Origin of the sequence: Providencia sp. JGM181 (assembly GCF_018257375.1) — a bacterium.
GTDB classification, from domain to species: Bacteria; Pseudomonadota; Gammaproteobacteria; order Enterobacterales; family Enterobacteriaceae; genus Providencia; species Providencia lanzhouensis.
This window is the reverse complement of the sequence record NZ_JAERJY010000109.1, coordinates 1-12,434: the sequence shown is the minus strand read 5'-3', so window position 1 is coordinate 12,434 and position 12,434 is coordinate 1. Positions and strand designations below refer to the sequence as shown.

The 12,434-nt window shown below is 40.9% G+C and carries 11 protein-coding genes and 1 pseudogene; 1 reads left to right on the top strand and 11 read right to left on the bottom strand.

The window, feature by feature from the left end; translation table 11 throughout:
• Window positions 1–100: 100 nt before the first annotated feature.
• The 7 genes from JK188_RS13195 to JK188_RS13165 all read right to left on the bottom strand — a co-directional run bounded on the left by JK188_RS13195 (window position 101) and on the right by JK188_RS13165 (window position 9,521).
• Complete coding sequence (locus tag JK188_RS13195; RefSeq protein ID WP_211886195.1) at window positions 101–3,823, bottom strand: host specificity protein J; 3,723 nt, start codon at window positions 3,821–3,823, stop codon at window positions 101–103.
• Between the two features lie 60 nt (window positions 3,824–3,883).
• Window positions 3,884–4,489, bottom strand: coding sequence for a tail assembly protein (locus tag JK188_RS13190; protein ID WP_211886197.1), 606 nt, complete (start codon window positions 4,487–4,489; stop codon window positions 3,884–3,886).
• Window positions 4,486–5,196: a C40 family peptidase gene (locus JK188_RS13185; protein WP_036952413.1), complete on the bottom strand. Its 711-nt coding sequence runs from the start codon at window positions 5,194–5,196 to the stop codon at window positions 4,486–4,488. The genes JK188_RS13190 and JK188_RS13185 overlap by 4 nt, the downstream gene beginning before the upstream one ends.
• A complete protein-coding gene (locus tag JK188_RS13180; RefSeq protein WP_132494972.1) occupies window positions 5,193–5,936 on the bottom strand; it encodes a phage minor tail protein L in 744 nt (247 codons plus the stop codon). The genes JK188_RS13185 and JK188_RS13180 overlap by 4 nt, the downstream gene beginning before the upstream one ends.
• Entirely contained in the window at window positions 5,933–6,277 is a 345-nt protein-coding gene (locus JK188_RS13175) for a phage tail protein (RefSeq protein WP_132494970.1), read from the bottom strand. Before JK188_RS13175 ends, JK188_RS13180 begins: the two co-directional genes overlap by 4 nt.
• A gap of 62 nt (window positions 6,278–6,339) precedes the next feature.
• A complete protein-coding gene (locus JK188_RS13170) occupies window positions 6,340–6,552 on the bottom strand; it encodes a hypothetical protein (RefSeq protein ID WP_036952419.1) in 213 nt (70 codons plus the stop codon).
• Window positions 6,553–6,584: 32 nt separating this feature from the next.
• Window positions 6,585–9,521: a phage tail tape measure protein gene (locus JK188_RS13165; RefSeq protein WP_132494959.1), complete on the bottom strand. Its 2,937-nt coding sequence runs from the start codon at window positions 9,519–9,521 to the stop codon at window positions 6,585–6,587.
• A gap of 154 nt (window positions 9,522–9,675) precedes the next feature.
• On the opposite strand from JK188_RS13165, the gene ivy reads away from it, so the two are divergent.
• A complete protein-coding gene (gene ivy, locus JK188_RS13160) occupies window positions 9,676–10,122 on the top strand; it encodes an Ivy family C-type lysozyme inhibitor (protein ID WP_036952423.1) in 447 nt (148 codons plus the stop codon).
• Between the two features lie 96 nt (window positions 10,123–10,218).
• Here ivy and JK188_RS13155 read toward each other — a convergent pair whose 3' ends face one another.
• From JK188_RS13155 to JK188_RS13140, 4 genes and pseudogenes are all read right to left on the bottom strand, one after another.
• On the bottom strand, window positions 10,219–10,614 hold the full coding sequence (locus JK188_RS13155) for a hypothetical protein (protein WP_051422677.1): 396 nt from the start codon (window positions 10,612–10,614) through the stop codon (window positions 10,219–10,221).
• A 270-nt stretch (window positions 10,615–10,884) separates the two neighbouring features.
• Window positions 10,885–11,349 (bottom strand): hypothetical protein, encoded by a 465-nt coding sequence (locus tag JK188_RS13150; RefSeq protein WP_132494950.1) that lies wholly within the window; start codon window positions 11,347–11,349, stop codon window positions 10,885–10,887.
• Window positions 11,350–11,473: 124 nt separating this feature from the next.
• Window positions 11,474–11,656, bottom strand: a pseudogene (locus JK188_RS13145) (hypothetical protein); the annotation flags it as partial.
• Between the two features lie 79 nt (window positions 11,657–11,735).
• On the bottom strand, window positions 11,736–12,260 hold the full coding sequence (locus tag JK188_RS13140; RefSeq protein WP_006659243.1) for a Dps family protein: 525 nt from the start codon (window positions 12,258–12,260) through the stop codon (window positions 11,736–11,738).
• Window positions 12,261–12,434: the final 174 nt, after the last annotated feature.

Genomic DNA, 12,434 nt, shown 5'->3' with positions numbered 1-12,434 from the left:
AGATTTTGTTTTATTCACGCAATGTATCTAAGTAGATATTTAAAGTGAAATGGTATTTTTGTATGTTTTAATTATCAAAAAATATGTTTAATAATTATCCCTACTGACTTATAGGCTTAATTAGTGTTGAGCCTTCTTTATATATTTCAGCTCTTTTTGTATTCGAGAAAGTAAATTTTACATATCTATTCGTATTACTTGATACAGTAACCGTATGCGCACGCATATATACAAAGATACTTTTCCCACGCCCTAATGCTGGAATAGGGATATCATTCACAGTTAATGTCATCTTCAATCCTTTATTGATATCTTCTTTAGCCTGACTGCTTGAAAGTGTCTTTATTCCACCTTTACCATCATCAACCCCCACTAAAAATGCATATGTTGAATAATTAACCCCGGGAGATGCTCTAGATGTTTCAAAAGTACAAGACAAACCGGCATCAAATACACGCTCAAAGTTATCAGAACTGATTTCAATTGCTTTAACCCAACCTGTTTCAAGTGCTCCTTTCGGAAAGGTTTTGTTCAATGGCGTTCCTAATATCTTTTTATTTGTTGCAAAATATACATCTCCCAAAACTTTTTTCGCATCCACAGTTCCTCTGAAGTGACCATCAGCCCCATCAATTCGTCCTCGGAATGTCACCGCATTAAATTCAGCATTACCATTTTTATTAATTTGCCATCCTGATTTACCCGAAACGAAGTTATTCGACTGAATAACATTTCCTATCTTAGCGTTACTAATCGATGCATCCGCGATGAATGACTCGCGCATGTAAATCTGCCCATTTTTCATGAACATCAAGGGTTCCATCTTTCCTCGTGTTGGATTAAAAAAAGCAAAATTATTTGCATTAAACCCAATGAACGATTCAATTTTCCCCGCCTTCACTTCAGCACTAATAACCATACTCGCGGCACTATATTTTTTCCCATCCACCATGATTGTGATGTTTGTATTGTGCATCGCGTACCCGACATTTTGTTTAAATTCCGCCTGCATCTTGGAGTTAATCAGCGCACCTTGATTATCCAATTTCGCCTGAACTTGCTTCTGTGATTCACTGAAAGACCTGTCTAAATTCGTCACCGCTTTATCAAGCCGAACAACGCCTGCGTTTACCCCATTAATTGATGCGGTCACTTGTGCATATTTTTCTGCCCACGATTTTCGTTCATCCGCAAACGCACGCTCTAACGTTTTATGTTGAGATTGTGACTGCTCATAGTTTACCGTAACCTCTCTCTTAACTTCTTTAATTGCTGCACTATTGACTAATACCGACTCATTTAACCAATCAAATTCTTGAGAGAGCTGTTTCCCAGCGTCTGTCGACATAAAATGCTCGTTCAAATCCGGCAAGATGGTATTCACATCAAACTCTGACTCTCCTCGTACCCATTGAGTCCACTCGGATTCATTACCCGATTTATCAACAAGTCTTGCTCTGAAGTAAAATACGGCGCCAGCGGCTAAACCTGCCATCTCATAGTTTCTTGACGGATAAGGGACATCAGATAACAGCATCAAATCTTCACCATTAGGGGTCTTACTGTACTGAATTTCCGTTTTCAATGTGTCACTGGTATTTTCATCAAACCCCCAATCCAACTTAATGCCAAACACCCTTGGCGAGGCTTTAAAATTGACAGGATTCGGTGGATTACCCACTTTTCCTGTCAGGCTAGTTTCGGGAGCATTTGTCCAAGCACTAGAAATTTCAGACGCATTAACCGCTCGAACTCGCACTTGATATCGACCAGAATAAACGCCCTCAATATCAAACCCCAGTGATGATGTCCTTGGTGCATTGACCCAGTTCCCGTTATCACGACGCCATTGCGCTTCATAAGCAATAGCATTTTCAGCCACGTCCCAACTGACACTGAGCGTAGTCAACGCCATGCCTTGGTCAACTCTTGAGTAAGACGTAATTTCGACCTTTTTCGGTGCAGGCTGAACGCGAGGCGGAATAACCGTTACGGGACGTTCGTCAATGCGAGCACCTGAATCGATATGGTCATAATGGTCAGGATTATGGATAGCACCGCTAATGGTGTAAGTGTTATCGCCGTTATCGCTGATATTAATCACTCGATATAGCTGGACCGCTAAGTCATCAGAATCCACCACCCACACGGTCTCTTTCTGTGGTATTTGGGAATATTCAACAGAAACTGTAACCACTTTTTTATTTACTGAAGTAACGGTTCTCCCTTCTGATTTTCCGTCTGGTAAGTTGATGATCAGGCGATCACCCGCTTTAATTGATGTCTCTCTATCAAGAGTAATACTCCTTCCTTTCGCGGAAGAGATACGCCCACCGTTATCACGCCCAGCTAAATTTGAATCAGCTACCGCGATAATATGACCCGGTGAGGGAATTGCCCCTTCTAACCCCGTGGCAAATGTGATCATGCGGTCATTTGCGTTAGTCAGTAATGCCCAGCGACCACGTCGATTCGCTTCACTTCGACGGGTACACCCAATTGCAGAGAGTTCTACTTTACGCACGCCATAACGATGCTGAAGTTTTAAATCTGCGACCGCCTCGATATCATCTTTGCTGTGGTTATCCGTATCCGTAAATGAAACCAAGGCTTGGGTGTAGCGATTTTGGATACTGCCCCCCGAGTAAGACGGTTTTCCCCCAACGATATTGGCATTGGTAAATGTACGAAAAATACTGGCTGGCATATCGGCAACCGCATTGACTTTATTGTCCGCCCAGAAGGTCATTCCTCGAAAAATAGCCGCAATATCCCGTAATACGGTATACGCTGCCTCTTGTGATTGAATATACACATCACATAAAAAACGAGGCTCTTTTCCCTCTCCTCCTCGTCCATCAGGCACCCATTCATCACAATACTGTGCGATTTTGTACAAATCCCACTTTTCAATCTGATGGGCTTTGATTCTGTCACCACTGCCATAACGATTGTTCAGGACTAAATCATAAAACACCCAGGCGGGGTTATTGGTTGCCGCCAGCTTAAACGTTCCATCCCAAACACCCGCGTACGTTCGATTCACAGGATCATAATTTGTCGGCACTTTAACTAACAATCCCCCTTTCGGGCGAACACTAATTTTAGGGATACGGTTGTTAAATTGACGGGCATTAAATGTCACAAAGAGAAGCGCCGTATTGGGGTAACGTAACTTGGCGTCAATCACCTCGGTGACCGCAGCAATCGAGACTTTATCGGCAATACGAGCGGTATTCTGATTTTTGGTGAGTCGCCGAACGCGCAATTGCCAACCTGTCGTGGCTGAGGGTAAATCGATACGATGGGTGCGCTGATATTCACTGGTCGTTTTACCATCAAATGCAGACTTAACGAGTTCTTGATACCCAGCACCATCTGTAGATAAATCAATCGTATAGACAATGCGATATCCCGTTGTATCACCATTATCGTGTTGACGCATTAACTGAGGCACTGAAAAGCGAAGGCGAATAGCGGATAACTGCGTATTATTAATCATTCGGATATACGGCTGATCGTCTCGCAGCTCTACCCCCACGGCGATGTCATTATCAACCGACGGTATCCCTTTGATATACTCTTGTTGCTCGCTACCGGGGCGAAACTCCCATGTTACCCCTTCGAAGTTTTTCGTTCCATCCGCATTACCAATTGGCGTCTCATCTAAAAAAATACGCGTATCATCCAAGCCCCCCGCAATTTCCCCCTCAGAAATGGCTAACAGAATTTTTGCAGTCGATTCTGAAAGCAAATTATCTTTGGCTTCTACGGGCGTATGACCGCCCCCGCCGCCACCTTTAGCGCCGTATATCGTTTCCATATTTCACCCATAAAAAAACGGCACTCAAGCCGTTTCCGTATATGATAAAGATTAATTTTGTTATTTTTGGTCTTCGGTATAGATACCCGCGGAGATAATCGCACCTCCGACTTCACGGCGGTCTAGTCCATATAACAGCGGCACAGGATTGCCCTGCGCCGTGGTATTTACAGCACCACCAAATGCATAGGATGGCTTATTATCCGCATCTTGTCGCATGAATAAGCCTTGAGGCTGAGGTGAGAGCATTTGCACCAAACCACCGATTGCCATAGCAGCACCACTCAACGCCAATGCCCCTCCCCATGTCCCTGCAGCGGTAAATGCGACAGAGAGACCTCCCGATAAAAATGCGGCAGCACCAATTAGTGCAACCCCTAAAATAGTTTGGAAGAAACCACCCCGCTTACTCCCTTTAATTACCGGAGCAATGCGAATTTCTTCACTGGTATCAAGATGCAATTCATCTTCAGTAATATTGCGCTGACCTTTGAAAACAGCAAATTCCAGCCCTCTCAGATGCGCATTGGCAAGGAATTGCTCGAATCCATCATAGAGTACCGATAACGCTTTAATCGCTTCACGCGGAGAATCGATAGCAAGCCGATGTTCTCGACCAAATTGGGTACCCAAAACACCATAGAGCCGTATTGTTTTTAAACTCATGCCAGCTCCTTACGTCGTACTATCTTGACCGTTCTATCGCGCCAATAGTCGCTGTAAGGAACAATGCGACTTAGCTGCCCGTAAAGATGATGTAGAAGCATGCCATTCACTATCACACCGGCATGATTAGGGACATTTGCTTGCACTTGCATAATGACCATATCACCGTCTTTTATGTCACCAGAAAACTCAACAAACCCTTCTTGCTGCCAGTTATCCATATACAAGTTTTCACCCTCTTCCCACCAGTGTCTCTCAACGCTGTAATTATGCAGCTCAATCCCGTGCATCTGTCGGTAATAATCCATAATGAGCGACCAACAATCTGCGTGACCAAGCACAAACGGACGACCTTCTAACTCACGCTCAATTCTAGGCTGGATTATGCGGATATCACCTTCCGGATAGGAAGCTATCACCCACGGTAGTCCCGAAGCATCACATTGCAATTTGTCTATTTCGCTCGGTTGAGACGTCACTCCATCCCCGCAATGGCTATGAACAATCGCTATTGGATTGCCCCAATCTTCGGCTGCGGCATAGTCTTCTGGTGAAAGTTCGAAATGATCAGTTGGATTATCGGAAAGATTTCGGCAGGGAAAATATTTTTTGACTCGACTTTTTTGGCAAATCACGCCACACGCTTCTTTAGGGTATTCCGCTTTGACATGCTGAAATATTACCTCTGTTAATTTCTTCGTGATCATCGTACTAACCCCGCGGCAGGGAATCCTCCAAAATCCAAAGGTTCATTTTCGCCAAATCGTTTTTTACAATCGCTAATGAGTCCACCGCACTTATCTAGTGCCGGATCATCAACCGGTTCACCACGCTCATCGAAATATTTATTGCCCGTATAATTGCAACCTCGCCCGCTTCGATAATCGCCTTTCATACACCAGAAACAGAGGTTGTGGATTTGGCGACCGGGGATCATAACCCCTTGCAAGTCGAACGGACTCGACAACTCAAATTCAACTGCTTCTCCCGCGACTTCGCTCATTTTTCTGTCGATGAAATAAACCTGTTTGAAAAATTCTTCAGGGTTAGCGGTAGGATTTCCCTCTGGAAAATTCTTAGCATCTAGATAGTGAGCGAAGGTTTCATAAATAGTCACTTTCGCCAGTGCCATATCATCGAATTGCAAGCACAACGAGGATATCAAACCATCAATATTAGCCACTCTTAATAAGGGTCTGGCTGGACTACCATCACTATTTTTTGCCATGCCCTCGATTTCATAAGCCCATGCACCATATTCATTTCCTTGCCACCAAATAGATTTTGGTTTTATGCCCCCCTCTGCAGCATCAATTTCTTCGGATGTATGCGGCAAATTGTAGGCATGGAATCGAAGAGTTGGTCCATCAAACTCACTACCGTCCACTTCAATTAATTGAACCTTACTCCCCGGCTCTAATTTTTGAATGTCAGATGTTATATTCATACACTAAACGCCTGTTCAAAGGTTGCAGTTATAGTGATAAAGCTACCGCCAATTGGCTTTAATGTGATGGAATCAGCCTTCACCCGATACAGACCTTTATCACCAAATGGTGGAACCCAGATAAATGATTTTGCTGTGTGCGACCGGATAAAGGAAAAAATAGGCATTACCTCAGATTTATGACCTGTATAAACAAATGACCATGATTGAGATTCCGTGTTAATGCCATCGCCGGCGACTTGCTTATAGCCATCACCAAACTCAACCTCTTTTATTCGATGCTTAAATTCGCCAGTTGGCGAGTCTTGGATTTGAGTTCGCCACTTAAACTCTTCAATCATTATTACCCCTAAATAAAAAAGCCACCCGAAGGTGGCTATGTGAGGATCAATCTAGATAATCTTTACTGATTTAATAATTTGATAGTTTTCCGTGCGTGATCTTTAGCTTCGTCAAAGTATTCGGCTAGCGGTTTACTAGAGTTCAAGTTTGTTTGGTAGACTATATTTGCCAATACAAAATCAACACTATACTCATCACCTTTATAAACATCGACAGGAATGCTGATTTGCTCATCTTCTGGGTTAATGATTACAGTTCCAAGTTTTAATTCCATTACTACCTCTCATTAATTTTTTAATACTGTTCTTATCTTCCAACAGAAACAGCTTTGATTATTTTGTACAAATCACCACCTTCACGCCCCTCTATTGCCATGAAGCGCTTAAGCTTATTATTTAAGGATTGCTCCGCAGCTCGGATATCAACATTCTGCATAGAACCTTGCTGTTGAGCACCACTTACAACGCTGATGCCACCAAAATTAAGATTAACGTTAATCCCACCAGCAGGATGAGTGCCGTAGACTTGCACTCGAGGCTGACTCACTGACATTGGCTGAGAACCACCTACATATCCACCAGATGCATAACCTCTCTTTCCTGCATCCATTAACCGATATAGATTAGCTTTACCTAATTTAGCCGTACTCTCTTTGTCAAATACAAACTCACCCTTGTGAACAACCCCAGCAGGCTCATATTTGCCACCATCCCCAGTGTATCCGCCGCCAGAAAAACCAAGAAAGCCACCTATGGCTGTTCCACCAAAAGCTGCTTTCATAGCATTCAGCATCGCCATTTGCATAAGCATTTTAGTCGTCATTTCTAAAAATGAGCGAGTAAAGTCACTAAAGCTAGCTCTGCTTTTTAAAACAAAATCGGCAACGCTATTACTCATACCTTGAAATACTGATTGGCTAATTTGAGATACGTTACCATAAACATTGGAAGCTTGGTCTTGAAATTCTGCAAATCCCCTTTTAACTCCCGCCTCCCAATTGGTACGTAACGAATCTTCTTTACTGTAATAATCCTCTAATGCCTGCTTCTCTGCTGGTGATTTAGCTTGCTCAAGTGCGATGTCACGTTGGTACATACGGTCAGATTTACCGATGCCCATATCCAGCGCTCGACTCTTAGCTTTTATTTCTTCAACTCGTTTTAGTTGCCTATCTAGCTCTCTATTATGTTGTTTTTGACGCTCTACTTCATCGCCAACTACTGCTAATGCGCGTTGAGAAGCTAATACATATTCTTTTTTAGCCAATAACGATTGTTCATCATTGGTAAGCTTACGTGTCGCTTTTGCTTCTTCTAATACAGCTATTTTGGCTTCCATATCCCAAAGCTTTTTACGCTCTGAGCTAATCACATCAGCAACAGTTTTATGTTCTTTTAATACTTTAAGTTGAGCCTGTAGAGAAACGAGAGCTTCATTGGCTGACTCATCCGCACGAGTTCCATAGTCAGGTCGATATGCTGTAGGTTTCTTTTGCCCTCTCAGTTTTTCTTTCTCATACCGTTCTTTTTCACGACGAATTGCTTCATCCTTGATAGCCTGAGATGCATGCTCTTTATTTTTTATTTCACTTAATTTTCGTTGGTGTTTCTCCTCCGCTGTCTCATATTCTCGCCTTAATGCTTCATCAGCTAAAAGCTGAGACTTTTTAGCTTCTTCCTGTTTTCTTGCCGCCTCATTTCTCGCATTCTCAATATCCCTCTGATATTTTTCTTCGTTTAGTAAATCCAGTTCTCGCCTTAAATCTTCAGGTGTCTGGCCTGTTTTATAATGATGTAGTCCTTTAGCTGCAGGATTTAACTGAAACTCAAGCAGTTTCTCTTCATATTCTTTAATCTTTTGGTCTAGCGTTCTTTCTCGCCCTATATTAAGCATTGCATCCCATGCATCGCTTGCCATATCCTTAACGCCTTTCCAAGCTGACTCTAAAAAACCTAAGTTGTTTTCAATTTGCTGACTACGCTCCTGCATTGCATTGGCATAGGACTCCATCGCTATCTTTGCAGCCTCATGCTCCTTCCCCTGCTCTTGCAGTGTCATTATTTGTTCTAACTGAGTAGCTGTTAAAAAGTGAAGGGATTTATCTAGTTCAGTAACAGCTTTAACCGGCTCCTCTTGTAAACGCTGAAATTGCTTAATTGTTTTATCAACTGACTGACCAACAGCTTTTTCCATTGCCGCAGCTGTTTTAGAAACCATCTCAACAACATCACCAGAAAACTCTCCCGAGCCAACGACTTTTGATATAGCATCAGCCATACCATGCTGAGTAATACCATTTCCTGTGATTTTCCTAGCAAGAGCATCTAATTGTGCCGCAGTTTTTCCTGCATACCCTCCAGTAAGAATAAGTTGTTTGTTATACTCACTAAACTCTTTAGAACCTTGATATGCAGCAAAAGCGACAGCAGAAGCGGCACCAACAAATCCAAACATAGCAACTCTTGCTGGGGTAATTAGTGATGCTAACGCCTTCAATGAGTTCCCTAGACCACCGAAGGAATCTTTTATCTGACCACCTTGCTGTATCATCACCATCCATACAGGCATTCCTGATGCTAATGATGTGACAATATCCGTCATTTGAGCGGGTAATTGCCGCATTGCTTGCTTGTATTGACCAATCGTGATTGAGCCGTTTAAAAATGCTTTTTCTTGCTCTTTTAACTTGCTAATCATTGGCGCAGCCTGCTGAGAAATTCCCATTTGCGCTGCTTTCAATTCTAAAATTTCAGTTTTGGTTTTTCCTATAAAATCCGTTTGATTTTTAAGAGATTGTAAGAATTCATCTGCGGCTTGCTTTGCTTTATTCGTTGCAGCTTCCTGAGCTAATAATGCTTGCCCTTCCGCAGTCAGAGACATATGCATTCTTTGCAGCTTGTCTCTAGTTTGGTCTAATATGCTGGTATAATCTTTGAATTGATCTTTGGGAAGTAACCCTTTTTTGCTTGCTGCTACTAGCTTTGTCTGCCAGTCATCTAAGCGTTCAAAAGCTTTATTTGTAGGGTTAAGCTGATTAAGTAACTCATGAAGCTCTTTGCGCTGTTTTTCAGCTGCTTGAGTTGCTTTTTTCTGATTATCTACACCGCGTTTAAATTGTTCATTCAGGTCTTGGGCTGAGCCATTTACCTTTTCTGCTGTGCTGCCAAACTCCTTTAATTTTTGAGTCCCACGCTCTAAATCAGACGTATCAGCTTTAAGCGAGATGGTTGCTATATCTGCCATTTACCTTTCTCCAGATATAAAAAAACCACCCATCGGTGGTTAGATTAGCTTCTATGTAACTTTTATTTAAATTACTGCCATATTATTCTAGAATTTCGTTTTCCAACATTCGTCACTAACCAGATAACCTTTAAACACACAAAGGATTATTAACATGCTTAGAAAATTGACACTCATCGCAACCCTTTTCATCGCAGCCAATGCTCATGCTGGCAACGAGTTAACTATCAGTAAGTTAGCTAGTGATGCAAATACTAAAACAGCATTCCTTCAAGTTGTAAAAAATAACGACCTCCCATCATGGGTCTTAACTGGTGGTACTGAATCCCCATCAAATACTGTGACTTTAAACGGTAACGAATACCAAGTAGCAACAGCGTGCAAACCTCACAATTGCCCAGCAGAGCGAATTGCGATTATGTACTCTAAAGAAAAGAATGTTATGGCAGGTGTATTCTCTTCAAATAATGAAAAGAACAATACTGAGGATTTACTCTGGTTTAATATCACCGATGATTTATCAATCGATGGGAAAACGGTTTTATTTGCAGCACTTACGGGCAGCCTCGATAATCACCCTAATGATTTCAATTATAAGTAATTAAATCTAACATAATGAACTGGTATCGGTTAAGGATGCCAGTTCAATTACACAAACTTCAACCAATAAAAAACCTGCCGGAGCAGATTTCATCAATTATTTACATTTCTCATACCATATCTTCTGGAAATCTTCTTCAGATATAGATTCACCTTCAAAATCAAATAATGGGTTTGAAAACATGCGCTCACCATCATTGCTAGAGGAGACTACAACAATAAATCTCTTATACTTATAAGGTAATTCATCTTTAAATGTAAATACTTCTCCGCAAACGTCACCAACAACCTTGCGACTCATACTTACACCTGCAGGGTAAAAATTAACATTTCTCATATCAGCAGCTTGTGGCTGGTGCATAAAATCAATCACAATTTGCTTAGCTCCGTCAATAATTGTCGGTTTTTTACTTATGCCAACTGAGATCCCTACAACAAAAGCTAATAATATCAACAGCAAAATACACAGAACTCGCAAAATTTTAGCATGCACGCCAAATTACCACTCGTTAAATCAAATGATTGAAATGTACCCTCAATGCAGAGTTCAGGCAATAAAAAACCCACCGGAGTGGGTTATTAACACTATTTATAATTGAGCACATGTACATTAAAAATTACGAATATTAGCAATCTCTTCTTGTGTAACTTCTAGAGACTCTAGAGATCTCTGGTATTCATTGGGTTCCATTCCTTCAAATTTTTGATGTCACTCTCATCTATTCATGGTTTTTTTTAAATAAAGCTATTATCTATAGAGGAGTCAACTGTTTTCGTACTTGCAATCAGCTAGACCGACACTAATTTCTTGACCTTTGTTGCTATTGTGCAAAATAACTTTAACACCCATTCTGTCGTATATCATATAAGCAAATGTAACCCCTGAATTTTCACTAAAATACACAGTAGCTTTAGCATCAGTTGAAAGCAACTCAAGCTTTGGTGATGTTATAACTACCCCTGTATCAAAGGTTATATTTATCATTGCATTGTTATAATCTGCATGCGGAGTTACTTCCAACTTAACAGTCCCGATTTGCACTCCGTTATATCTATTGCTATCACTAAGATCATCAGGTATGGAATAAACTCCACAGTTATACTTTCCCGCCAAAGCCAAAATATTATAGTTATTATCTCGATATAACCCCATGTCATTCTCGTTATTAGCAGACAGGGTATATCCAGAAAATAAAATAAACAGGGCGCAAATATACTTAACCATCATTAACCTCATTAATAAATTAGCCCCCTGAATATACCTGAATAGCTTTACTACACATAATCGAACTCTTTAGTTAAAAATAATTATGTGATCTAGAATGCAAGCCCATCCTTGGGTTATGTGTAGGTTAGGCAACTTCCTTCCCGTGAATAATATGGCGTAACGCGCTAATACCGTTCTCATTATAACGGAACGCTTCAACCTGCTTTGATGAGTGAGCTGACTTGTCCAAAAAGAACTTACCGAATTCGTCAGTTTTCAATCCGTTCTTGTTTGCAATACGACCAATTTTATTTGCTGACACTTCTAACCATATTCTTAATCACAAAGAGGGCTTCTGATTTAGAAGCCCTCTAATATTAAACTCGCTTAACTACATAAATTTTACATTAATGACCGGACGTTTTAGCTTCACGACAAGCCTCGAATAAAAACCAGACACGGCGTTCTGTTTCATCAATCCAGTTTTCTATTAGGCTTGTAGTGGAATAATCTCCATGCTCTGCACATACTTCATGTGCTTTTCGAAATTCTGAAGCCAACATTTTATTATCTTCACAAAGCTCAGCAAGCATATCTAAAGGTTCTACGTATTCCGCATTGTTATCGCTAATCCTTTGCATTTTTGATATTTGCCCTATAGAACGTATAGTCACACCACCTATTTTACGAACTCTTTCAGCTATAGGGTCTGTCATGGAGTATAGTTGCTCACTTTGTTCATCAAGTAATAAATGATAATCGCGGAAATGTGGGCCACTCATGTGCCAATGGAAGTTTTTAGTTTTTAAATAAATAGCAAAAATATCAGCCAAGATTGCATTCATTGCTCCACTGATATCTTTTGTTGCTTTTGGAGATAAATCTGTTGGCGTTTTAAGTGGGCGAATTTGTAGTTCTTTAGCTTTACTCATAATTAACTCCTAAAGATAGTCACATCTGTTTTGATATTAAAGATGTTGAAACAAATTATTACACTAATGTTCTTTCTATATATCTCTTAACTGGTTATGAAACTATTTAGCCAACATTGCTTTTCAATATGTGCTGATTATTTTAATTATGTGCTTAATGACATCATTCATTGA

What these genes read in the sequence shown, in the direction of transcription:
- JK188_RS13185 (WP_036952413.1), bottom strand. Translation starts at nt 5,196, where the DNA reads ATGATCACGAAGAAATTAACAGAGGTAATATTTCAGCATGTCAAAGCG.
- JK188_RS13190 (WP_211886197.1), bottom strand. Translation starts at nt 4,489, where the DNA reads ATGAGTTTAAAAACAATACGGCTCTATGGTGTTTTGGGTACCCAATTT.
- JK188_RS13180 (WP_132494972.1), bottom strand. Translation starts at nt 5,936, where the DNA reads ATGAATATAACATCTGACATTCAAAAATTAGAGCCGGGGAGTAAGGTT.
- JK188_RS13175 (WP_132494970.1), bottom strand. Translation starts at nt 6,277, where the DNA reads ATGATTGAAGAGTTTAAGTGGCGAACTCAAATCCAAGACTCGCCAACT.
- JK188_RS13170 (WP_036952419.1), bottom strand. Translation starts at nt 6,552, where the DNA reads ATGGAATTAAAACTTGGAACTGTAATCATTAACCCAGAAGATGAGCAA.
- JK188_RS13150 (WP_132494950.1), bottom strand. Translation starts at nt 11,349, where the DNA reads ATGATGGTTAAGTATATTTGCGCCCTGTTTATTTTATTTTCTGGATAT.
- ivy (WP_036952423.1), top strand. Translation starts at nt 9,676, where the DNA reads ATGCTTAGAAAATTGACACTCATCGCAACCCTTTTCATCGCAGCCAAT.
- JK188_RS13165 (WP_132494959.1), bottom strand. Translation starts at nt 9,521, where the DNA reads ATGGCAGATATAGCAACCATCTCGCTTAAAGCTGATACGTCTGATTTA.
- JK188_RS13195 (WP_211886195.1), bottom strand. Translation starts at nt 3,823, where the DNA reads ATGGAAACGATATACGGCGCTAAAGGTGGCGGCGGGGGCGGTCATACG.
- JK188_RS13140 (WP_006659243.1), bottom strand. Translation starts at nt 12,260, where the DNA reads ATGAGTAAAGCTAAAGAACTACAAATTCGCCCACTTAAAACGCCAACA.